Origin of the sequence: Actinoplanes sp. OR16, assembly GCF_004001265.1 — a bacterium.
Lineage (GTDB): Bacteria > Actinomycetota > Actinomycetes > Mycobacteriales > Micromonosporaceae > Actinoplanes.
In genome coordinates this window covers 2,298,234-2,320,543 of sequence record NZ_AP019371.1, presented here as the reverse complement: position 1 = coordinate 2,320,543, position 22,310 = coordinate 2,298,234, and the positions used below count along the sequence as shown (strand labels likewise).

At 68.5% G+C, this 22,310-nt stretch carries 21 protein-coding genes, 2 tRNA genes and 1 pseudogene; 6 read left to right on the top strand and 18 right to left on the bottom strand.

Annotated features, from left to right (window positions below):
• Positions 1 to 47 precede the first annotated feature (47 nt).
• Positions 48 to 947, bottom strand: coding sequence for a sulfurtransferase (locus tag EP757_RS10780; RefSeq protein WP_127544396.1), 900 nt, complete (start codon positions 945 to 947; stop codon positions 48 to 50).
• 64 nt (positions 948 to 1,011) lie between these two features.
• Complete coding sequence (locus EP757_RS10775) at positions 1,012 to 1,782, bottom strand: SGNH/GDSL hydrolase family protein (protein WP_127544393.1); 771 nt, start codon at positions 1,780 to 1,782, stop codon at positions 1,012 to 1,014.
• A 136-nt stretch (positions 1,783 to 1,918) separates the two neighbouring features.
• Between EP757_RS10775 and EP757_RS10770 the strand changes: the two genes are divergently transcribed.
• Genes EP757_RS10770 through EP757_RS10755 form a run of 4 tightly spaced genes read left to right on the top strand, consistent with a single transcriptional unit; the run spans position 1,919 to position 5,150 of the window.
• Positions 1,919 to 3,649, top strand: a complete 1,731-nt coding sequence (locus EP757_RS10770; protein ID WP_127544390.1) for a proline--tRNA ligase — start codon at positions 1,919 to 1,921, stop codon at positions 3,647 to 3,649.
• Between the two features lie 37 nt (positions 3,650 to 3,686).
• Positions 3,687 to 4,076, top strand: a complete 390-nt coding sequence (locus tag EP757_RS10765; protein WP_127544387.1) for a CBS domain-containing protein — start codon at positions 3,687 to 3,689, stop codon at positions 4,074 to 4,076.
• A gap of 29 nt (positions 4,077 to 4,105) precedes the next feature.
• Complete coding sequence (locus EP757_RS10760) at positions 4,106 to 4,528, top strand: SufE family protein (RefSeq protein WP_370457854.1); 423 nt, start codon at positions 4,106 to 4,108, stop codon at positions 4,526 to 4,528.
• A 1-nt stretch (position 4,529) separates the two neighbouring features.
• Positions 4,530 to 5,150: a DsbA family protein gene (locus tag EP757_RS10755; RefSeq protein WP_127544381.1), complete on the top strand. Its 621-nt coding sequence runs from the start codon at positions 4,530 to 4,532 to the stop codon at positions 5,148 to 5,150.
• Positions 5,151 to 5,192: 42 nt separating this feature from the next.
• On the opposite strand, the gene EP757_RS10750 is transcribed toward EP757_RS10755, so the two are convergent.
• Positions 5,193 to 5,741: a YbaK/EbsC family protein gene (locus EP757_RS10750; protein WP_127554188.1), complete on the bottom strand. Its 549-nt coding sequence runs from the start codon at positions 5,739 to 5,741 to the stop codon at positions 5,193 to 5,195.
• Positions 5,742 to 5,835: 94 nt separating this feature from the next.
• Between EP757_RS10750 and EP757_RS43810 the strand changes: the two genes are divergently transcribed.
• Positions 5,836 to 6,303, top strand: a complete 468-nt coding sequence (locus EP757_RS43810) for a hypothetical protein (protein ID WP_232050456.1) — start codon at positions 5,836 to 5,838, stop codon at positions 6,301 to 6,303.
• Between the two features lie 74 nt (positions 6,304 to 6,377).
• On the opposite strand, the pseudogene EP757_RS43805 reads toward EP757_RS43810, so the two are convergent.
• From EP757_RS43805 to gyrB, 10 genes and pseudogenes are all read right to left on the bottom strand, one after another.
• Positions 6,378 to 6,704 (bottom strand): annotated as a pseudogene (locus tag EP757_RS43805) (NUDIX domain-containing protein); the annotation flags it as partial.
• 82 nt (positions 6,705 to 6,786) lie between these two features.
• Positions 6,787 to 7,461, bottom strand: coding sequence for a DUF6461 domain-containing protein (locus EP757_RS10735; RefSeq protein WP_127544380.1), 675 nt, complete (start codon positions 7,459 to 7,461; stop codon positions 6,787 to 6,789).
• Positions 7,458 to 8,585, bottom strand: coding sequence for a glycosyltransferase 87 family protein (locus tag EP757_RS10730; protein ID WP_127544378.1), 1,128 nt, complete (start codon positions 8,583 to 8,585; stop codon positions 7,458 to 7,460). The genes EP757_RS10735 and EP757_RS10730 overlap by 4 nt, the downstream gene beginning before the upstream one ends.
• Positions 8,582 to 9,109 (bottom strand): hypothetical protein, encoded by a 528-nt coding sequence (locus tag EP757_RS10725; RefSeq protein WP_127544376.1) that lies wholly within the window; start codon positions 9,107 to 9,109, stop codon positions 8,582 to 8,584. The genes EP757_RS10730 and EP757_RS10725 overlap by 4 nt, the downstream gene beginning before the upstream one ends.
• Before the next feature lie 52 nt (positions 9,110 to 9,161).
• Positions 9,162 to 9,234: transfer RNA gene (locus EP757_RS10720), tRNA-Ala, on the bottom strand.
• Positions 9,235 to 9,246: 12 nt separating this feature from the next.
• Positions 9,247 to 9,375, bottom strand: a complete 129-nt coding sequence (locus tag EP757_RS43800; protein WP_220091386.1) for a DLW-39 family protein — start codon at positions 9,373 to 9,375, stop codon at positions 9,247 to 9,249.
• Between the two features lie 180 nt (positions 9,376 to 9,555).
• Positions 9,556 to 9,629, bottom strand: a tRNA-Ile gene (locus EP757_RS10715).
• Between the two features lie 80 nt (positions 9,630 to 9,709).
• Positions 9,710 to 10,588 (bottom strand): DUF3566 domain-containing protein, encoded by an 879-nt coding sequence (locus EP757_RS10710; protein ID WP_127544374.1) that lies wholly within the window; start codon positions 10,586 to 10,588, stop codon positions 9,710 to 9,712.
• A gap of 3 nt (positions 10,589 to 10,591) precedes the next feature.
• Positions 10,592 to 13,105: a DNA gyrase subunit A gene (gene gyrA / locus EP757_RS10705; RefSeq protein ID WP_127544372.1), complete on the bottom strand. Its 2,514-nt coding sequence runs from the start codon at positions 13,103 to 13,105 to the stop codon at positions 10,592 to 10,594.
• A gap of 101 nt (positions 13,106 to 13,206) precedes the next feature.
• Complete coding sequence (gyrB, locus tag EP757_RS10700) at positions 13,207 to 15,159, bottom strand: DNA topoisomerase (ATP-hydrolyzing) subunit B (protein ID WP_127544370.1); 1,953 nt, start codon at positions 15,157 to 15,159, stop codon at positions 13,207 to 13,209.
• Between the two features lie 530 nt (positions 15,160 to 15,689).
• Between gyrB and EP757_RS10695 the strand changes: the two genes are divergently transcribed.
• On the top strand, positions 15,690 to 16,256 hold the full coding sequence (locus EP757_RS10695) for a hypothetical protein (RefSeq protein ID WP_127544368.1): 567 nt from the start codon (positions 15,690 to 15,692) through the stop codon (positions 16,254 to 16,256).
• A 118-nt stretch (positions 16,257 to 16,374) separates the two neighbouring features.
• Here EP757_RS10695 and EP757_RS10690 read toward each other — a convergent pair whose 3' ends face one another.
• The 5 genes from EP757_RS10690 to dnaN form a co-directional block, all read right to left on the bottom strand.
• Positions 16,375 to 16,722: a hypothetical protein gene (locus tag EP757_RS10690; protein ID WP_127544366.1), complete on the bottom strand. Its 348-nt coding sequence runs from the start codon at positions 16,720 to 16,722 to the stop codon at positions 16,375 to 16,377.
• A 180-nt stretch (positions 16,723 to 16,902) separates the two neighbouring features.
• On the bottom strand, positions 16,903 to 17,445 hold the full coding sequence (locus EP757_RS10685) for a DUF721 domain-containing protein (RefSeq protein WP_197725553.1): 543 nt from the start codon (positions 17,443 to 17,445) through the stop codon (positions 16,903 to 16,905).
• A 268-nt stretch (positions 17,446 to 17,713) separates the two neighbouring features.
• A complete protein-coding gene (recF, locus tag EP757_RS10680; protein WP_127544364.1) occupies positions 17,714 to 18,844 on the bottom strand; it encodes a DNA replication/repair protein RecF in 1,131 nt (376 codons plus the stop codon).
• Between the two features lie 3 nt (positions 18,845 to 18,847).
• Positions 18,848 to 19,720 (bottom strand): phosphogluconate dehydrogenase (NAD(+)-dependent, decarboxylating), encoded by an 873-nt coding sequence (gnd, locus tag EP757_RS10675; RefSeq protein WP_127544362.1) that lies wholly within the window; start codon positions 19,718 to 19,720, stop codon positions 18,848 to 18,850.
• Between the two features lie 39 nt (positions 19,721 to 19,759).
• The gene (gene dnaN / locus EP757_RS10670) at positions 19,760 to 20,893 is read right to left on the bottom strand and encodes a DNA polymerase III subunit beta (protein ID WP_127544360.1); all 1,134 of its coding nucleotides are present in this window, start codon (positions 20,891 to 20,893) and stop codon (positions 19,760 to 19,762) included.
• Between the last annotated feature and the right edge of the window lie 1,417 nt (positions 20,894 to 22,310).

The following is a 22,310-nucleotide window of genomic DNA, read 5'->3' as shown; positions in this document are numbered from 1 at the left end:
CGCCCCACCCACCAACCCTGGAAAGGACTAAAAGCCGTCCTGGCTCGTCAGCTCAGGCCGCCCGGCTCGCCGCCGCGGGCGATCGGCGCCCGGACCAGGTTGCCCCACTCGGTCCAGGAGCCGTCGTAGTTGCGGACCTGCGGATATCCGAGCAGGTGACGCAGCACGAACCAGGTGTGCGACGACCGCTCGCCGATCCGGCAGTACGCGATGATGTCGTCGGCCGACTCCAGGCCCAGCTCGTCCTGGTAGATCTTGACGAGATCGTCGTGCGCCTTGAAGGTGCCGTCGTCGTTGGCCGCCGACTTCCACGGCTTGCTGACCGCGCCCGGGATGTGACCGCCGCGCAGCGCGCCCTCCTGCGGGTACGCCGCCATGTGGGTCAGCTCGCCGGTGTACTCCTGCGGTGAGCGGACGTCGACGAGCGGACGGCCGGTGGCGATGTGACCCATCACCTGGTCGCGGAAGGCCCGGATCTCCGCGTCGTTGCGGACCGGCACCGGGTAGTCGGCCTTGGCCCGGGTCGTCTTGTCGCGGGTCAGCGGACGCCCCTCGGCCGCCCACTTCTGCCGGCCGCCGTCGAGCAGGCGCACGTCACGGTGCCCGAAGAGGCTGAAGACCCAGAGCGCGTACGCCGCCCACCAGTTGAAGTTGTCGCCGTAGAAGACGATCGTGTCGTCCCGGCCGATGCCCTTGGCCTCGCACATCGCGGCGAAGGCGGCCGGATCGAGGTAGTCGCGGGTGAGCTGGTCGTTCAGCTCGAGATGCCAGTCGACCTTCACGGCGCCCGGGATGTGGCCGGTGTCGTAGAGCAGCACGTCCTCGTCCGATTCGACGACGACCAGGCCGGGCGTTTCCAGGTTTTCGGCGAGCCACTCGGTGGTGACCAGTTTCTCGGGATGCGCGTACGCCTGAAGCGCCTGCGCCGGATCGTTCGCAACGGACATGGCAGTAACGCTAGTCCTCTCCCATCCAACCGCCCGCCCTCCGCCCTGAACCGGACTGAAGGCTCTACTCGCTCACCGGGGCCAGCAGCGGACGCTTGGCGGTGACCAGGTCGCCGGACGACTGTCCGCGCAGATGCCGGCCCACCCAGGGCGCCAGATGCCGCCGTGCCCACCGCAGATCCGCGCTGCGGGCCAGCCGCCACGGCGTGGGCTGCGGCACCGGCGGAACCAGCATCCAGTCCTCCTCGACGCCGACACCGAGCGCGTTCAGGACGTGCCCGGCGACCCGGCGGTGACCCAGTTCGGAGAGGTGGAGCCGATCGTCGCTCCACATCGTCGGGTGCCGGTACGCCTGGTCGCCGAAGAGGTCGATCAGATGCGCGCCGTGCCGCTCGGCGATCTCCCGGGTCCCGTCGTTGAGTGCCGCCGCCCGGGCGCCGATCATCCGCTGGCCGCCCGGGATGTGGGCGGCGACGTCCGCGAACCGGAAGAGGATCACGTCGGCGCCGGTGGCCCGGACCCGCGCGATCACCGGCTCGATCCGGGCGACGAGTGCCGCCGCGTCGGCTTTCGGCCGCAGGATGTCGTTGCCGCCGGCCGCGAAGCTGACCAGGTCCGGTCGCATCTCCAGGGTCGGTTCGAGCTGCTCGGCCAGGACCTGGTCGAGCAGGCGGCCGCGAATCGCCAGGTTCGCGTACCGGAAGTCGGGGCCGGAGTCGACCGCGAGTCGGGTGGCGACCAGATCGGCCCACCCCCGATAGGACCCGTCGGGGTATGCGTCCGACATACCCTCGGTGAAGCTGTCCCCCATGGCTACGAAGCTGCGCCAGGCCATTCATGCCCCCTAACGGCTGTTCAGCTTGCCTACTGAGCAAGTTTTTCACCGTGAGGGGACTCCTCGTCTACGTGACGCTGCCGACACGAGGCAATCCAGGTGCTTGCGGGACGCCGTTTCTCTAGGCTTCGTCACCATGCTGCTCCGGATGTCCACCTTGCTGCTCAAGACCCTGCGCGAGGAGCCGGCGGACGCGGAGGCGCCGAGTCACCGGCTCCTCCTGCGCGCCGGTTTCATCCGCCGCGCGGCGGCGGGCGGCTACACCTGGCTACCCCTCGGCAAGCTCGTCCTCGACCGGGTCACCGCCGTGGTCCGCGAAGAGATGATCGAGGCGGGCGCGCAGGAGGTCTCCTTCCCCGCGCTGCTGCCGCGCGAGCCCTACGAGACGAGCAACCGCTGGACCGAGTACGGCGAGGACCTGTTCACGCTGAAGGACCGGCGTGGCGCCGACCATCTCCTGGCACCGACCCACGAGGAGATGTTCACGCTGCTCGTGCAGGACATGACCGGGTCGTACCGGGACTTCCCGCTGGTGCTCTTCCAGGTGCAGACGAAGTTCCGGGACGAGGCCCGCCCGCGGGGTGGACTGCTGCGCGGCCGCGAATTCCTGATGAAGGACGCCTACTCGTTCGATCTGTCCGACGCCGGTCTGGTGGAGGCGTATCAGCGGATGCGCGTCGCGTACCAGAAGATCTTCGAACGTCTGGGTCTGGAGCACACGATCGTCTCGGCGATGTCCGGCGCGATGGGCGGTTCCGCGTCCGAGGAGTTCCTCGCCACATCGGAGGTGGGCGAGGACACGTTCGTCGGCTGCACGTCGTGTTCCTATGCCGCCAACACCGAGGCGGTGACCACTCGCGCTGTCACATCGGCGATGTCCGGAACGCCGCTCACGGTGCACGACACCCCGGACACTCCGACGATCGCCTCCCTCGTCGACCACGCCAACGCCGCACGGCTGGACGGCCGCGCGGACTGGACCGCGGCGGACACGTTGAAGAACGTCGTCGTGACGGTCCACCACCCCGGCGGCGAATCCGAGTTGCTCGCGATCGGCGTCCCCGGTGACCGGGAGGTGGACCTCAAGCGCCTGGAAGCCGCGCTCGCCCCGGCCACCGTGACCATGTTCGACGACTTCGCCTCCCGGCCCGACCTGGTGAAGGGCTACATCGGCCCGCAGGGCATCAAGATCCGCTACCTGGCCGACCCCCGTGTCACCACCGGCACCGCCTGGCTGACCGGCGCGAACGAGCCCGGCCGGCACGCCACCGGTGTGGTGGCGGGACGCGACTTCACACCGGACGGGACGATCGAGGCGGCCGAGGTGCGTGCCGGCGACCCCTGCCCGGCCTGCTCCGGCGGCGAGCTCACGATCCGGCGCGGCATCGAGATCGGGCACATCTTCCAGCTCGGCCGGCGCTACACCGACGCGTTCAAGGTCGACGTGCTCGGCGCCGACGGCAAGCCGGTCCGGCCGACGATGGGCAGTTACGGCATCGGCCTGTCCCGGGGTGTGGCAGCGATCGCCGAGCAGCACCACGACGAGCGCGGCCTGGTCTGGCCGGCAGCGGTCGCGCCGGCGGACGTGCACGTCGTCGCGGCCGGCAAGGACGGTCAGGTCGAGGCCGCTCTGACCCTCGGCGCCACTCTGGCCCGGGCCGGTCTGCGGGTGCTCGTCGACGACCGGCCCAACGTGTCGGCCGGCGTGAAATTCACCGATGCCGAGCTGATCGGCATTCCCCGGGCCGTCGTGGTCGGGCGCCGTCTCTCCGAGGGGTACGCCGAACTGCGCGACCGGATCGCCGGAACCCGACAGGAGGTCCCTCTCGTGGACATCGCCGGTGTAATCACCGCAGCGGCCGGGTAAGCACGCATCGATGCGGCTGCAGAGGGGGCGGAAGGACATGGTCAGGTCTGTCGCGGACGCGATGACGCGGCAGGTCGTCTACCTGCCCGAGGACACCCCACTCGACGAGGCCGCACAGGCGATGCGCGATCGAGGCATCGGCGATGTCGTGGTGACGCGCGGGCCGACGATGGCCGGGATCGTGACGGACCGCGACATCGTCGTCCGGGCCGTGGCCGAGCACCTGTCCCCGGCGACCACGACGCTCGGCGAGATCGCCACCCGGGAACTGCTCATGGTCGAGCAGAGCGCCACCGTCGACGATGCGGTGCACGCCATGCGTACGAGGGGCGTCCGCCGCCTGCTGGTCTGCGACGCGGACCGCAAGGTCGTCGGCATCCTGAGCCTCAGTGACATCGCTCTCCTGCCGACCTCGGCAGCCGCCTGAGGCCGCGTAGGGTCGGTCCTGTGACTGACATGCCGCCGAAGCTCGCCGAGATCGTCGACGAGTTCGCCTCCGCCCCGCGCGAGGTGGTCCTGGAGATGCTGCTGGAGTTCGCGGACGCCGTGCCGCCGCTGCCCGAGTCGTTGTCCGGGCATGACGGCATGGAACAGGTGCCGGAGTGCCAGACGCAGTTCTTCCTGAAGGCCGTCGTGCAGCCGGACCGCACGGTGGTGACCCACTTCGACTGCCCGCCGGAGGCGCCGACCACCCGCGCCTTCGCCGGCATCCTGGCCGAGGGCCTGGCCGGGGCGAGCGCCGACGAGATCCTCGCCGTACCGGACGATCTCTATGCCCGGATGGGTCTCGCCCAGGCGATCAGCCCGCTGCGGATCCGCGGCGGCACCGCGATCCTGGCCCGGCTCAAGCGCCAGGTCGCCTCTTCCCCGCAGGAGTGATGTGGACATCCAGGTCTGGTCCGACGTGGTCTGCCCGTGGTGCTACATCGGGAAGCGGCGGCTGGAGAACGCCGTGACCGCTGCGGGCGGCGACGTCACCGTCACCTACCGGGCGTACCAGCTGGACCCCGACCCGGTGCCGATGACCGAGAAGGTCGGCGGACCGGAGGAGCACGCCGAGCAGATCTTCGCTCAGGTGACCGCGATCGCCGCGGGTGAAGGGCTCACGCTGAACTTCGATCGGGTGGTGGCCGCCGACTCGTTCGCGGCACACCGGCTGGTCGCCTGGGCGCAGACTCAGGATCGTCAGGCCGACATGCTCGACGCGCTGCACGTCGCCCACTTCACCGACGGCGTCGACATCGGCGCGCCCGGCGCGCTGGCCGCCCTCGCGTCCTACATCGGGCTGGACGGCGACGCCGCGCTGGACTACCTGGAGTCCGGTGCCGGGGAGGCCGCCGTGCGGACCGACCTCGCCGCTGCGCAGGAGTTCGGCATCACCGGCGTCCCGACGCTCGTGATCGACGGGAAGTTCGTGATCCAGGGCGCGCAGGAGACGCCGACCCTGCTGGCCGCGTTCGAGGAGATCGCCCGTCGCGAGGCGGCCGAAGCCTCCGCCTGACACCGGTCGATGTCGTTTCACGTGAAACGACATCGACATTCATCATGCTTCTCTGGCCAGGCCCTCGATCACTGCGGCGCCGGGCAGCGCGCCGAGGGCCGGCCCGGCGATCGCGATCTTGCTGTTCCGGACGCCGGATCCGATGATCACGTGCGGGGTGGCGACCACCCGGGAGTCGACCAGGATGGGCCATGAGGCGGGCAGGCCGATCGGGGTGATGCCGCCGTATTCCATTCCGGTCAGCGCCACAGCGTCGTCCATCGGCGCGAAGCTCGCCTTGCGGACGTCCAGGTACTTGCGGATGACCCCGTTCACGTCGGCGCGGGTGGTGGCCAGCACGACGCAGGCGGCGTACTTGGTGACGTCGCCACGGCGGCCGGCGACGATCACGCAGTTCGCCGACTCCGCGAGACCCACGCCGTACGCCTCACAGAAGGCGGCCGTGTCGGCGAGGCTCGCGTCGATCGGGGCGACCAGCACCTGGTCAGCGTCGATCGGCGCCTCGACCGGCCAGACTTCGAGGGCCTTCGCCACCGGTGGGGCGAGCAGGTCGAGCCGTGACTGTGCGGATTCGGTCTGCAGACTTCCCATCATGTCCGTCATCCTTGCCCGCGTCCGTGGCTGATCCACCAGCGGGGGCCGAGACTCCTCAGATGGCGGCGGATCTTGCCGACCTTCAGTTGGTGTGAAGGACCGTCGGAGTGCACGCGTCGGGACCGTGAGTGGCCTCGCCCTGCTCACCGGTGCCACTGCCCTGGTCGCCGTCGCGGGTGACCATCGCTCGATTTTCGCGACCCTGTTGCTCGGCCTGCTCGCGGCCGGGATGGCGCACGCTCTCGTCGTCGAGATCCAGCGCCAGGCCCGCCGCCGCACCCGGGGCTGGGGCCGGCACGACACCGTCAACGCGGTACTGCTCGCCTGCTGGGCGATCAGCGCCACCGTGCTGATCGGCATCGGATCCCGGCCGGTGCAGATCCTCGGATGTGTTCTCGTCCCGGGTTACGCCGCGGCCGGGACCTACTTCGTCGTGGAGCGCCTGCGCGTGCTCGCCGCGCCGTTCGTCCCGGCGCCGACGCCCGCGGCCGTCCCCGCTCCCACGCCCGCCGCGGACCCGGTCCTCGAGCCCTCGGCCGACGTGACACCGTCCGCGTGATCGGCGAGGGTCGGCAGCACCACCATGAGCGGTGGCACCGGCACCCCGTTCGACTCGATCGGCAGCTCGGGGACCGGTAGCCAGTCGACGCCGAGCTGCACCGGCCCGGACCCGTCGTCGTGACCGACCCGTGGCTCGCCGTCCGCCACCGTCACCGTGAAGACCGACGTCATCCCGGTCGGGTACGGCATCTCCAGCACGTAGCGCGCATCGCTGACCACGAGCCCGGTCTCCTCGAAGACCTCGCGGCGCACCGCTTCCTCGGCCGACTCGCCGGGGCGCAGACCGCCGCCCGGCAGGGTCCACCACTCGCCGCCACCGGATCGCCGGCTGCGCTCGTGCACCATCAGCACACGGCCCTCCCGCACGATCACGGCAGCGGCCCGTCTTCGTTCTTCCACGAATCGCAGGCTAACCGCCGGAGCTGTCCCGCGCAGAACTCATTCACTCCCATGTGGATTTCAAGTGGGTGCAAATGGCCATCTATCGCTTCGGAACGGTGACCAGCACATATGTCCGGCCGGTGAGCTGTTCGCGGGTCAGTGCGACACCGGTCTGCGCCGTGAGGAAGGACAACGCGGGTCCGGTGGGCTCCGTCACGTCCGTACCGCCGAGAAGGCCCGCCGCCCGCATGGCCGGCACGAAGTCGCCCGGCCGGCTCCCGCCCCACCGCTCCGGGGTCTGCGAATCGAAGTCGAGCAGCACCTGCCCGTCCTCGAGCACCAGGAGCCGTCCCCGCCGCCCGGCGTCGCTGCGATAGGCGAGCAGGCTGCGTCCCTCGGACAGCGGTCGCACGATCTCCTCGGTCACCCCGAGATCGCCGGCGTCCTCGGCGATCAGCGTCCAGTCGCCGATCCGCGCCAGACCGACGAAGTAGCGCTGCGACGCGTCCACCTCGCCGTCACCGGGACCGACCAGCTGATGCCACTCGACGCGTTCCAGCTCCTTGCCGCCGAGCCGTTCGATCACCTGATTCGGCTTGAGATCGCGGACCAGCGTGAAGCAGAAACCCGACGACAGACCGGCGTCGCGCAGCGGCCAGATCAGGTCGGCGGCCGGCACCGCCGAAGCGGTGACATCGGGCTCGTCGGTGCCCGCGCCGGAACAACCGGCCAGACCGGCGACGGCGAGCAGGAGGAGGGCGGAGCGGCGTCTCACGGCGATAGTGAATCAAAGGCCGGCTCGGGCAGGCGACCCGCTCTCACCGACGACGTCACCAGGAGGCCACCCAGTGCCAGCGTGACCCAGACGTAGGCGTTCACGCCGAGGAAGACGTCCCATCCGATCGGGCGGTCCCACCAGAGCCACGGCAGGCTGCTGCACATCACCACGTAAAGCGCCGCCAGCACGCCGAGCCTCTTCGGGTTCCCGATCGACCGGTCCAGGAGCAGGAAGAACGCCGGCAGCAGCCACACGAGGTGATGCACCCAGCTGATCGGGCTGATCAGGCAGGAGAGCAGGCCGGTGAGCGCGAGCGCAGCCGCCGGGTCGGCAGCGCCGTGCTTGCGGACCCACCAGGCCCAGCACACGACGACCAGCGCCACCGAGAGCAGCCACCAGGGCGACGACGCCTCCAGACGATCGACGACGCCCCGCAGCGACTGGTTGGAGACGATGTACGTGTGCCCGACCCGGTTGGTGTCCCAGAGCGCCTCGGTCCAGAACGTCCGGGACAGATGCGGCGCCAGGATCGCGGCGATGGCGGTCGCCCCGACGGCGGTGCCGGCTGCCACGGCCGCGGCCCGGTACTGCCGGCTCAGCAGCAGGTAGCCGATGAAGACGGCCGGGGTCAGTTTGATCGCGGCGGCCAGGCCGATGCCGACGCCGGCCCAGCGCGGGTATCGCAACCCGGCCACGACGAGCAGCAGCAGGAAGAGGTTGACCTGGGCGTAGCTGAACGTGTCCCGTACCGGCTCGAAGAGGAACAGGGCCAGGAGAGCGAGGGCACCGATCTTGAGGTTCCGGCTCAGGTTCTCCGGCAGGAACCAGTGCAGCAGCAACACGAGGCAGATCACGTTGCCGGTGATCCAGGCGGCCACCGCGACCGGCCACGAGAGGAACGCCAGCGGGCCCATCACCATCGCGGCGAACGGCGGATAGGTGAAGCCGTACACCGTGCCGTGGTAGCGGTACTTGTACAGGTCACCGCCGTCGACCAGCCAGTGATGGACGGCGCCCTGGTAGACGCCGAGGTCGAAGAAGTTGCGGAACGTCGGAACGGTGACCGTGAAGACCTCGACCGCGAGCGCGGCGAGCGCGACCATCCACCAGCGAATTCTCATCGGACAACCACCCGGGGTACGGCCGTCATCCGGACGGCGAGGAAGACGGCGGCTCCGAGCAGAACCCCGAGGGCCGCCAGCGGCACCAGACCCCAGACGACGTACCAGGGGCGGATCGCGGGACCGAAGAAGACCACGGCGAGGAGCACGATGCCCAGCCCGTAGACCGGCCCCAGACGGTCCCTGTGCGCCCAGACCAGCGCCGCGATGATCCCGACGGCCAGCAGGCCGGCAACGCGCCACAGGCCCTCTGCGACGGGCGCGCCGGTGAGCGGCGCGCTCCACCGCCCCAGCGTCCACCTGTCGTCCCGTGTGCTCCTGGTCACCCGGCCGTACCACCACCAGGCGAGCAGCAGCAGGACGAGGCCGCTGTAGACGCAGACGAGCCCGGCCTGCGCGTGCCGGACGACCGAAGCGGATGGAAGAGCCCTGGCGGTGAACCCACCGCCGGCTATCAGTAAAGACCCGGCGAGCCCGGTCCCCCGTGAAACGGCGAGCGCACGCCCGCCATGATCGATGAACACGGCCGGAACACTCTCAACGAGAGATGTCGAACCGTTGAACCTCAGTTGAAAGTGGAGCCCAGGGGACTTGAACCCCTAACCCCCGCCTTGCAAAGGCGGTGCTCTGCCAGTTGAGCTAGGGCCCCGTCTCGCTAAACCTAGCGAAGATCAGGGGAAGTGGTGGCCTCGTGCCACAACGCGCGCTCGTCGCTCGAAGCCTTGACCTTCTTGACGACCAGGTAAGCAGCCCCGGCCACACCAGCAACGATCAGGAGCTTCTTGAGCATCGAGCACATCCCCCTACAACAGTGTCGAGTGTGCGTACCCCGTACAGAGAGGGAAGCGCATGAAACGCACCAAGCGCAACCATCGCACCGTGGGGGGTTCGGGGGGCTCGGCCCCCCGGTAGATATGACGAACGGTCCTGGTTCGCGCTTTCTGCGAACGCAGGACCGCCAACCAGTTCGTGGGGCTAGATGGAATCGAACCATCGACCTCAGAGTTATCAGCTCTGCGCTCTAACCGACTGAGCTATAGCCCCGCTCAACTGCGAGAGGAACGTTACCGCATCGGGTTGCGAGCCTCCAAAGCGGGGGTGGCTCGCAACCCGACCAGGGATCGTCAGTCCCGTTCGGCGAGGGTCAGCTCGACGCCGCCGACCAGGTCGGCGCAGACGTTGTAGATGAAGGCGCCGAGGGTGGCGAGCGCCGTGAAGAGGACGACGTTCACCGCCCCGATCAGCATCGACGTGCCGATCACGCCCCACGCGGTGATCCGGAAGGAGCCGCCGGAGCTGGCCTGGTCGCCGCCGGAAGCGGTCACCAGGTCCTTGAGGCTGTTGTTGACCGAGCTCCACACGCCCATGGTGTCGAGGGCGAGGTAGAGCACCGAGGTCGCCACGACCACCACGATGAAGAGCACGATCGAGACCGCGAATGCGAACTTCATCACGGACCAGGGGTCGATCCGCTTGAGGTTGAGCCGGGCCCGGCGGGGTCCGCGCGCCGCGGCCGAGGAGACCGTGGAGCGCGCGGAACGGACCGCTTCGGAGACACGGGCGGCGCCGACGGCCGCGGAGCCGGCGGCCTGCGGGCCGGAACGCTGCTTGGCAGCGCCCGGAGCGGCCGCTGGGGCCGCCCCTGCGGGACGCTGCTGACCGGTCTGCCCCTGACCCGGCGCCGGAGCCCCACCGGGGCGTCCCGGCGTGGTCCCGGGCGCGGCGCCCTTGCCCTTGGTGACGACCGGCACGGCGGCCGAGCCCTTCACCACGGACGGGCCACCGGCCGGCCCGGCCGGCTTGCCGTCGGCGGCGGGCTCACCCGGCGGCGGGGCCATGCCCGGCGCACGGGTGAACTTCGGCGGCGAGGCGGGGGCTTCGGCGGGGACAGCGGCGCGCCCTGGGGTCTCGCGCCCGTTCGGTGCGGCGGTGTCCTTCTTCGCCGCATCGCCCGGAGTCGCTGAGGCCCCCGGACCTCCCGACTTCGCCTGTGTCTCCGGCATCAACTAGTCCTGTTCGTCAGGCTCGTCGGCATTGCGAGCAAGCGCCACGATGGTTACACCTTCTGGGAGGTCCATCAGCTTGACCCCCATTGTGTTCCGATCCCTCGTGCGCCGTACAGGCTTCACGGGAGTCCGGATGACACCACCATTGCTGGTGATGGCAAACAGTTCATCCTCCGGGCTGATCACCAGAGCACCGACAAGTCCACCACGACGCTCCGTGATCTTGGCGGTCAGCACACCCTTGCCGCCACGGCCCTGTACGGGATACTCCTCGATCGGCGTGCGTTTCGCATACCCACCGTTGGTGGCGACCAACACATCCATGCCGTCGCGCACCACTTCCATGGCGAGCAGCTCGTCGTTGTCGCTGAACCGCATGCCGATCACACCGGAGGTCGCACGACCCATCGGGCGCAGAGCCTCGTCGGTCGCGTTGAAGCGGATGGCCTGCGCCTTCTTGGAGACCAGCAACAGGTCTTCCTCCGAGGCAGCCAACGCCGCGCCCACCAATTCGTCATCCTCCCGCAGGTTGATGGCGATGATGCCACCGCTGCGGTTGGAGTCAAATTCCTCCAGGCGGGTCTTCTTCACGAGACCATTCTTAGTGGCGAGCACAAGGTAGGGCGCGACCTGGTAATTCGGGATCTGGATGACCTGCGCGATGTGCTCGTCCGGCTGGAAGGCGAGCAGGTTCGCGACGTGCTGTCCCTTGGCCACCCGCATGGCCTCGGGCAGCTCGTACGCCTTGGCCCGGTAGACCCGGCCCTTGTTCGTGAAGAACAGCATCCAGTCGTGGGTCGAGATCACGAAGAAGTGCGAGACGATGTCGTCCTGACGCAGGGATGCGCCGCTCACACCCTTGCCGCCACGCTTCTGCGAGCGGTAGAGGTCGACCTTCGTCCGCTTGGCGTAACCGGTCCGTGTGATGGTCACCACAACGTCCTCGCGGGCGATGAGGTCCTCCATCGAGACCTCGCCGTCGAACGGGATGATCTGCGTACGCCGGTCGTCGCCGTACTTCTGCACGATCTCGCCGAGCTCCTCGGACACGATCGCCCGCTGCCGCTCCGGCTTCGCCAGGATGTCCTTGAGGTCGGCGATCTCGATCTCGATCTTCGCGAGCTCGTCGATGATCCGCTGGCGCTCCAGGGCGGCCAGGCGGCGCAGCTGCATGTCGAGGATCGCGGTGGCCTGCACCTCGTCGACGTCGAGCAGCTGCATCAGGCCCTGACGCGAGTCCTCCACAGTGGGCGAACGCCGGATCAGGGCGATGACCTCGTCGAGCATGTCGAGCGCCTTGGCCAGACCGCGCAGGATGTGCGCGCGCTCCTCGGCCTTGCGCAGGCGGTACGCGGTCCGCCGGCGGATGACCTCGATCTGGTGCTCGACGTAGTACCTGATGAACTGCGCGAGGTTCAGCGTGCGGGGCACGCCGTCGACCAGCGCCAGCATGTTGGCGCCGAACGTCTCCTGCAGCTGGGTGTGCTTGTAGAGGTTGTTGAGCACCACCTTGGCGACCGCGTCGCGCTTGAGCACCAGGATCAGGCGCATACCGGTACGGCCGGACGACTCGTCCCGGATGTCGGCGATGCCGGTCAGCTTGCCTTCCTTGACCAGCTCGGCGACCCGCTCGGCGAGGTTGTCCGGGTTCACCTGGTACGGCAGCTCGGTGACGACCAGGCACGGACGGCCCCGGGCGTCCTCCTCGACCTCGACGACCGCGCGCATCCGGATCGAGCCGCGGCCGGTCCGGTACGCGTCCTGGATCGCCTGCTGTCCGACGATCAGACCGTAGGTGGGGAAGTCCGGGCCCTTCACGAACTCGAGCAGCGCCTCGAGCGTGGTGGCCTCGTCGGCCTCAGGGTTGTCCAGGCACCACTGCACGGCCGCGGCGACCTCGCGCAGGTTGTGCGGCGGGATCTTGGTGGCCATGCCGACGGCGATGCCCTCGGAGCCGTTGACGAGCAGGTTCGGGAACCGCGCCGGCAGGATCGTCGGCTCCTTGGTCCGGCCGTCGTAGTTGTCCTGCATGTCGACGGTGTCTTCGTCGATGTCCCGCAGCATCTCCATCGCCAGCGGGGACAGCTTCGCCTCGGTGTACCGCATGGCGGCGGCCGGGTCGTTACCCGGCGAACCGAAGTTGCCGTTGCCGTCGATCAGCCGGTAGCGCAGCGACCACGGCTGCCCCATCCGGACCAGGGCGTCATAGATCGACGAGTCGCCGTGGGGGTGGTAGTTGCCCATCACGTCGCCGACGACGCGCGCGCACTTGACGTAACCGCGGTCCGGGCGGAAGCCGGCGTCGTACATCGCATAAAGGATCTTGCGGTGGACGGGCTTGAGGCCGTCGCGGACATCGGGGAGCGCGCGGCCGACGATGACGCTCATCGCGTAGTCGAGGTACGAGCGCTGCATCTCGACTTCGAGGCCGACGGGCTCGACCCGCTGGCTCACACCGCCGCCGGACTCGTCCTGAATGTCGTCGCCGTCGGCGGGCTCGGGAATGTCAGTCACAGTTAACCCTTACTCAAGGTGATACCAGGCAAGTGCGGCCAAAACCGGCAAACTGCTGTGGATAACGTTGTGGAAAGTACGGCCACGCTGTGGATACCTGACTAGATGTCGAGGAACCGGACGTCCTTGGCGTTGCGCTGGATGAACGACCGGCGCGCCTCCACGTCCTCACCCATCAGGACGCTGAACAGCTCGTCGGCGACGGCCGCGTCGTCCAGGGTCACCTGGCGCAGCGTCCGGGTGTCCGGGTTCATCGTGGTGTCCCAGAGCTCCTGGAAGTTCATCTCGCCGAGACCCTTGAACCGCTGGATGTCGTCCGGCTTGGCGTTCGCCTTCTTCTGCTGGCGCAGCGCGATCAGGCCGTCCCGCTCGCGGTCCGAGTACGCGTACTGGGCGTCGTCACCGCGCTTGTTCCACTTGATCTTGTAGAGCGGCGGGGACGCCAGGTAGACGTGACCGTGCTCGACCAGCGGCCGCACGAAGCGGAACAGCAGGGTGAGCAGCAGCGTCTGGATGTGCTGGCCGTCGACGTCGGCGTCGGCCATCAGGATGATCTTGTGGTACCGCAGCTTGCCGAGGTCGAACTCGTCGTGGATGCCGGTGCCCATCGCCGTGATCAGCGCCTGGACCTCGTTGTTCTTCAGCACCCGGTCGATCCGGGCCTTCTCCACGTTCAGGATCTTGCCGCGGATCGGCAGGATGGCCTGGATGCGGCTCTCCCGGCCGGACTTGGCCGAACCGCCGGCCGAGTCACCCTCGACGATGAACAGCTCGGTCTCGCGCGGGTCGGTCGACTGGCAGTCGGCAAGCTTGCCCGGCATCGAGCCGGACTCCAGCAGCGACTTGCGCCGGGCCAGCTTGCGGGCCTGCTGCGCGGCGATCCGGGCGCGGGCCGCCTGGTCGGCCTTCGTGATGATCAGCTTGGCGTCCGCCGGGTTCCGGTCGAACCAGTCGGCGAGCTGCTCGTTCGCCACCTTCTGCACGAAGCTCTTCATGTCGGTGTTGCCGAGCTTCGTCTTGGTCTGGCCCTCGAACTGCGGCTCGCGCAGGGTCACCGAGATGATCGCCGCGAGACCCTCACGGATGTCCTCGCCGGAGAGCTTCTGGTCGGCCTTGAGGAACTTCTTCTCGATGCCGTACTTGTTGACGATCGTGGTGAGCGCGGCGCGGAAGCCCTCTTCGTGGGTGCCGCCCTCGTGCGTGTTGATGCGGTTCGCGAAGGTGTAGACCGATTCGCCGTACGACTCGTTCCACTGCATCGCGACCTCGACGCCCATGCCGGCGTCGTCGTCCTCGGCACCGAACTCGATCACGCTCTTGTGGATCGGGCTCTTCGTCGCATTGAGGTGGCGCACGAAGTCGGCGATACCCCCGGCGTACATGAAAGTGACCTTGCGAGGCTCGCCGTTCTCGTCCGCCGAGACCGGGCGCTCGTCGGTGAAGTTGATGGTCAGGCCGCGGTTCAGGAAGGCCATCTCCTGAAGGCGGCGGTAGATCGTCTGGAAGTCGAACTCGACGGTCTCGAAGACGTCCGGGTCGGGCCAGAACTGCACCGTCGAACCGGTCTTGTCGGTCGTCTCGCCCTTGTCCAGCGGGCCGGGCTTTGAGTTGTCGTACTTCTGCCGCCACACGAAGCCGGCCTTGTGGATCTCCACGGCCATCTTGGTGGAGAGCGCGTTGACCACCGAGACACCGACGCCGTGCAGACCACCGGAGACCTTGTAGGCCTGGTTGTCGAACTTGCCACCCGCGTGCAGCACGGTCAGCGCGACCTCGACACCCGGCTTCTTCAGCTTCGGGTGGAGGTCGACCGGGAAGCCACGGCCGTTGTCGGTGACCGAGACTCCACCGTCGGCGAACAGGACGACGTCGATGGTGTCGCAGTAGCCGGCCAGCGCCTCGTCGATGGCGTTGTCCACGACCTCCCAGACGAGGTGGTGCAGACCGCGCTCACCGGTGGAGCCGATGTACATACCGGGACGCTTGCGCACTGCCTCGAGGCCTTCGAGCACGGTGATCGACTCGGCACCGTACTCCTGCTTGTTCTCTGACACCCTCGGCCACTTTCTCGTTACGGAGCCCTCGGGCCCCGCAGCGGGGTTGGCAGGCGCCGACAGCAGCCGGACGCACGCGTGGCACCAGGGAAAACAGCCGCGGGAAGAAGCGGACCACCGGTGGAGCCGTGCGCGCCGGTCGCCGCGGACGGCCCGCGGATCGTGATCGGCTGGAAAAACCGCGCAGCGTGACGAAGCTCCGCGTCGGAGCCCCGTCCGGCACAGTTTTCCCGGTCGCTGTCGATTCTACTCCGCCGAAACGAGTTGCCGGGGGTCCGGCACCCCTTCCGGGTGCCTGAGAGTCCCGTAGCGCGACTTGAGCCGCTACCCACGTGTTCCCCTACACGGAACTACCGCCCACCGCAATGGCAACTGCTGCGGCGCTTCGACGCGTCGGGCGTGGCTGCCGGATCGAACCGGCACTCACTGCGACACTGCTCGACAGCGGCAGCGGCTGGTGTCGTAACCTCGCCCGCGCGGGCCGGTTGTCACCGGACGACCGCATGACAGTCCGAGGAGGGGTGGCCCCGATGGCTCACGACAAGGGCCTGGACAACGTCGCCGTGCACTGGCCGCGGACCAATCAGTACTACGACCCGGTCGCGCCCGCCGAGTTCGTCGACTTCGCCGGCGTCGCCGATCGGCCGGAGATCGCGGCGCCGACCGGTGCGCTCGCGCTGCACATCGCCAAGACCGGCACCGTGCGCGCGACGGCTTACACCGAGCTCGTCGACCTCCTCCTGGGCCTGGAGGGCGTGCTCTACGCGACCGACGCGGCCGCCGAGGACGAGGACCCGGTGATCGATCCGGACGGCTGCGCGTGGATCGCCGGCGGTTTGGAGCGCTTCGTCGAGGGCCACGACAAGTTCGGCGACCTGGTCACCTTCGACACGGTCGCCGAGGTCATGCGCACCGCGATCGCCGGTGGACGCCTCGCCGACCAGCAGCTCCGCTGGCTCGAGCACCGGCTCACGGCCCTGCGCGACGACGCCGGCAACGCTCCGCACTGGAGTTTCGCGCGTACCGAACTCGCGATTCTGGCCGGTTTCTACCGGCGCTGCGCCGAGCGAGGCTTCGCGGTTTTCGCCGACTACTAAGACCTTTGTCGCAGCGGGGTGGGTGGTGCGGACCGCTGCTCCCGCCGAGGGCGCGGCACGGTCTCGCTCCGCTCGCCGCGCCGCGCGACCTGCGAGATCTGGTTGCGCCCCTCTTCTCTCAGTTCCCTGACCGAGGGTGCCGCAGGAGCAGCGCCAACCCGGCGACGACGAAGAGCGCGACGAGCCCGGACCCGGCCCAGAAGATCATCGTGCGGTCCGCCGCGGCCTGCTGCTGCGCCCGCGCGGTCGCACTGGGACTCGGGCCGGCGGTCAGCAACTCGTTGCCGCTGCACAGCGTCGTCATCCCGGCGATGGAGTAGACCCGGTACCGCCCACCCTCGTCGAACCGATATCCACAGGACGCCTCATTGTCCGATGTGGTCAGGGTCACCTCGGTGGCCGCCGTGCCCTTGACGACGGCCTCGACGGCGAACCGGACACGATTCGTCCCATCAACCTGCTCCACCGACCGGACCGTCCCGTCGAAGGCCAGCTGAGCCTTAGCGAGGCCCGCCCCTTCCGCGCAGGAACAGGCCCAGGCCGGACCGGCAGCAACCGGTATCGGGGCGATCACCAAGAGCAACAGAATCAGCAGCCGACGCATGATCATGCGGTTATGACGCATGAGAACGCCGACCGGTTGCACTCAGCCGTAAGTGTCTCGCGGTCCCCGGCCCTGCACCCGGCGCGGCCCCCGGCTCCAGGACGGCGCGGCCGGACCGTGGATGTTGAGCTTGGTGACGACGTTGTGGCCGACCTCGCCGGCGATCTGCCGCAGCAGCGTGGCGGCGAGCATCCGCAGCTGGGTGGCCCAGGCGGTGGACTCGGCCTCGACGGTGAGCACGCCACCCTCCAGCTTCACCGGGCGGCTGTGCGAGGCGATGTCCGGACCGACGACCTTCTCCCACGAACCGAAGACGGTCGCCTCGGCCTTCGGCTTCTCCCAGCCGCGAGCCTTCATGAGCCGCTGCAGCATGTCGCCGAAGAGCTGCGGATCGCGCGGATCGGGTCCCGGCCCGGAATAGCCCCGCAGCCGCCGCTCGCCACTCCCGCTGCCCTTGCGTTTGCGTGGTCTCTGGGCCGCTTCGCGCCGCCGGGCGAGAGCCGCGTCGAGAACCGCCCGCGCGAGTTCCGGCCCGGCGAGTTCCGGCCCGGCGAGTTCCGGCCCGCCCAATTCCGGCGCGGCCAGTCCGTCCCCGTCCGGCGCCGGCTCGCCGGTGTTTTCCTTCGTCCCCAGGTCAGAGCCGTTATCCACAGCCTCATCCCCAGGTTTTCCCCGCTGCGGCCCCTTGGCGCCGGCCCCCTGAGAGCCCGCTGAACGTCCCGCGCTCCGCTTACCCGGCCCTGGCCCACCCCAGAGCTCGCCCATCGCCTCACCGAAGAGCTGAGGCGGCTCGTACGGGATGTCAGGCTCTTCGTCCGGCCATTCCTCGTCAGCGAAGTTCGACCGTTCCTGATCAGTCGGCACGAATCACCGTCCCGGTCGTGACGTCGTACCGGACCCCGCGCAACGACGCCGGCACATCCTCCGGAACCGCACAGGTCACCAGGAGCTGGGCGGCATCCGAGACGAGGGCGGCGAGCCGCTCCCGGCGCCCCGAGTCGAGTTCGGCGAAGACATCGTCGAGAACGAGCACCGGCTCGATGCCGTCCGATCGCAGCAGGTCGTAGGCGGCCAGCCGCAGCGCCAGCGCGAACGACCACGACTCCCCGTGGCTCGCGTAGCCCTTCGCCGGCAGGTCGCCGAGATTGAGCGCGAGGTCGTCGCGGTGCGGGCCGACCAGCGTGGTGCCCCGTTCGATCTCGGCGGTGCGCCGCTCCTCCAGCGAGGCGAGCAGCATCTCCTGCAGCCGTGGCCGGTCGGCGGTGAGCGTCTCGCCGAGCCGGGACGTGTACGCGATCGACGCCGACGTCCGCCCGGCCGCCACCGCGTCGTACGCCTTCGTCAGATGCGGCCCGAGAGCGGCGGCGAGCTCCAGCCGGCCGGCCAGCAGCTCGGCGCCGTGATGCGCCAGGTGCTGATCCCAGACCGCGAGCGTCGACAGGTCCTGCCCGCGGGAGCCGCCGACCTTGCGGGTCAGGTACGCCGTCCGCAGCAGGGCGTTGCGCTGTTTGACGACACGGTCGTAGTCGGCGCGCACTCCGGCGTACCGCGGCTGACGGGCCACCAGCAGGTCGTCGAGGTACCGGCGGCGCTCGGACGGGTCGCCGCGGACCAGTTCCAGATCCTCCGGGGCGAACAGCACCATCCGCAGGGCGCCGAGCACCTCGCGCGGCCGGCGCACCGGTGAGCGGTTGAGCCGGGCGCGGTTGGCCTTGCCCGGGACGATCTCCAGCTCGACGAGGAGCTCGCGTCCATCATGGACGATCGCGCACCGGATCACGGCCGACGTGGCGCCGGCCCTGACCAGGGGCGCGTCCGTGGCCACCCGGTGACTGTCCAGAGTGGCCACGTAACCGAGGGCCTCGATCAGGTTCGTCTTGCCCATGCCGTTCTGGCCGACCAGAACGGATACGCCGGGGTCGAGATCCACGGCCACCCGCTCGTACGAGCGGAAGTCGGTGAGCTCGACCCGGCGTACGTGCATGGATCAGCGCTTGACGGCGTGGCCGCCGAACTGCTGACGCAGCGCGGCGACGGCCTTCATCGCGGGCGAGTCGTCCTGGCGGGACTCGAACCGGGTGAAGATCGAGGCGGCCAGGACATGGGCCGGCACGGCAAGCCGCACGGCCTCGTCGACGGTCCAGCGGCCCTCGCCGGTGTCCTCGACGTAACCCTTGAGGTTCGCCAGCGTCGGGTCCTCGTCGAGAGCCCGGTCGAGCAGGTCGAGCAGCCACGACTTGACGACGCTGCCCTCGCGCCAGCTCTTGATGACCGCCGGCACGTTGTGGACGAGCTCGGACGCCATGAGGATCTCGTAACCCTCGCCGTACGCCTGCATCATCCCGTACTCGATGCCGTTGTGGATCATCTTGGCGTAGTGCCCGGCGCCGTGCGTGCCGGCGTGCGCGAAGCCGAACTCACCGGCCGGCTTGAGCGCCTCGAAGATCGGCATGCAGTGCTCCACCTGCTCGGCCTCGCCGCCGACCATCAGCGCGTAGCCGTTGGTGATGCCCCACACGCCGCCGGAGACACCGACATCCAGGTAGTGGATGCCCTTCGCCTTGAGACGCTCGGCGCGCGGACCGTCGTCGGTGAACTTCGAGTTCCCGCCGTCGATCACGATGTCGCCCGGCGAGAGCAACTCCGCGAGCTCGTTGATGGTGTCTTCGGTGATCTTGCCAGCCGGCACCATGGTCCAGACGACGCGCGGACCGCTCAGCTTCTCGGCCAGCTCGGCCAGGCTGGCGACGTCGCGCTTATCCGGATTGTGGTCGAAACCGACTACTTCGTGCCCCGCTGCACGCAGCCGGTCCCGCATGTTCCCACCCATGCGGCCGAGACCGATCAGGCCGAGTTGCATGGTCTTCCCCCTAGAAGTGCGAATGTTCCTCGCTCAGTATCAGCGAGTTACCCGGATCGGCATGATCAGATAGCGGTAACCCGGGATGATTTCGCCGCTTTCGCCCGCGGGGGAGATCACAGCGGGCTTGAACGCGTCGACGAACGAGAAGACCGCGGTGGGCGCTCCGAGGTTCTGCAGACCGTCGATCAGGTACTGCGGGTTGAACCCGATCGTGAGCGGCTCACCGGTGAACGTCGTCTCCATGGCCTCGCTCGCACGGGCCTCCTCGGTGCCGCCGGCCTCGACCACGAGACCGTCCTCGCTGAAGCTCAGGAGCACCGGGGTGGTGCGCTCGGCGACCAGCGCCACACGGCGGACCACCTCGACGAGGGCGGAGACCGCGATCCGGGCCTCGGCGTTGTGCGAGGACGGGAAGAGCGAGCGCACCGGCGGGTAGTTGGCGCCGTCGAGCAGGCGGCTGGTCGTACGGCGGGCGCCACCGGCGAAACCGATCATGCCCTCGCCGGCGCTGCCCTGAGCGAGCGCCAGGGTGACCGCGCCGCCGATCGGGCCGAGCGCCTTGGCGGTGTCGTTGAGGGTCTTCGCCGGGACCAGAGCGTTGAGGCTGATCTCCGGGTCGTCCGGGTTCCACTCGATCTCACGCATGGCGAGCCGGTAGCGGTCGGTCGCCAGCATCGCCATCGAGGTGCCGTTCAGCTCGATCCGGACGCCGGTCATCATCGGCAGCGTCTCGTCCCGGCCCGCCGCGATCGCCACCTGGGAGACCGCTGAGGCGAACGTAGCGGCGTCGACGGTTCCGGTGCTGGACGGCATCTCCGGAAGCGCCGGATAGTCCTCCACGGGCATCGTGGGGAGCGTGAAACGCGCGCTGCCGCAGACCAGCTCGAGGTGCGCACCGACGGCGGCGATGTCCACCGGCTTGCCGGGAAGTGCCTTGGTGATCTCGGCGAGCAGGCGGCCGGAGACCAGAGCGGCGCCGTCGGCGTCGGCCTGCACCTCGACACTCACCTGGCTCGAGACCTCGTAGTCGAACCCTGAGACCTGCAGCCGCCCGTCAGTGACCCGCAGCAGGACACCGGCGAGCACCGGAACCGACGGCCGGCTCGGCAGGCTCTTGGCTGTCCAGGCCACGGCGTCGGCAAGTGCGTCTCGCTCCACCCGGAACTTCATGCTTGTCCTCCGCGATGCTTCCTCTTACGGGGGCGTCGACGACCCCACTGAACTCTATGGCTCGTGCGGTGTTCCCGTGCGCCCGACCCTCGGTGCAAAGCAGTAGAGCCGATGCCCCGGTGAGCCGGAACCAGCTCCTCCACACCTTCCACAACGCTGATGATTGTTTTTTGTTCTCTATTAAAGAGATAACTAGTCGTCTTCATCGGTCCTGTGCAAACTGTGGAGAACTCAAGTTTTGCCTGGCCAGCGCGTTATCCACCGGTGATTCACAGGTGGACAACCAGGGTACAAACCCGGGTCTGTGTCCACAGTCGGGGAGCTGACGGGACGTTGTCCACCGTTGCCCACAGGCTATCCACCGGTTATCCACGGGTTTTATCCCCCGACCTGTGCATAACGCTGGGACGCTACCGTCACGTTGTCCCCAGATCCTTCAACAGGAAATCCACAGCCCTCCACAGGCTGGGGACAGCGATGTGACGCACCGTGTTTGTCCACATCGATTTCCCCAAGGTTTGTCCACATCTGTGGGTTCAGGTGTCGGGCGCTGTCCACCGGTTGGGGACGCAGCCTGTGGATGCCTGTGGATTAGTGTGGATAAGGTTGGCACGAAACGTACCCGTCCTGACGTTGACAAGAGAGTCCATTTCACCCTCGATCTTCATCGTCGACGGCCGTCAATGTCCGCGCTGAGCTGCCAAGATCTGGGCATAACCTGTGGACAAGGCAGTGCAAATCCGGTGGATAACTTCGTGCGATCTTTTATAGGCGCTGGTCAAGAGCCTGGGGATATGTGGCCAACCGTTTTCGATCACCCTGGGGATACCGCGCGGTAGTACGGATGGCAGCTAGTCAGCCCTCCACTAGCGGGTTTCTGTGGATAACCCAACCCCTGTGGACAAGCCTCCAAAACCCCGCCTGACCTGCACTTCTACCCTGTGCAAGACCCCACCAACCCACCTTCCCCCTGTGGACAGCCAATTCCACTCCCCAGCCCTCCCCGAGCGCCTCCCCAAGCCGCGCCGGCCACTACGCCCACATCACCGAAGCCACATCACCGAGCCGCGCCGGCCACTCCGCCCAGATCACCGAGGCCATGCACGCTTCAGGCACCCAGGTCACCGAGGCCGCGCATGCCTCAGGCACCCAGGTCACCGAGGCCGCGCACGCTTCAGGCACCCAGATCGCCGAAGCCGCCGATATCTCGGAAGCCGCCCAGATCGCTGAAGCCGCGCCCGCCTCAGACCCCAGATCGCCGAAGCCGCCGACACCTCAGAAGCGACCCGGATCACTGAAGCCGCTTGGATCACTGAAGCCGCCTTGACCTTCGAAGGCACCCACCCGCCCACCAACATCTCGACCACAAACCCCGACCAGCCCGACACCAAAGCCCGACCTGCCCGAGATCAAAGCC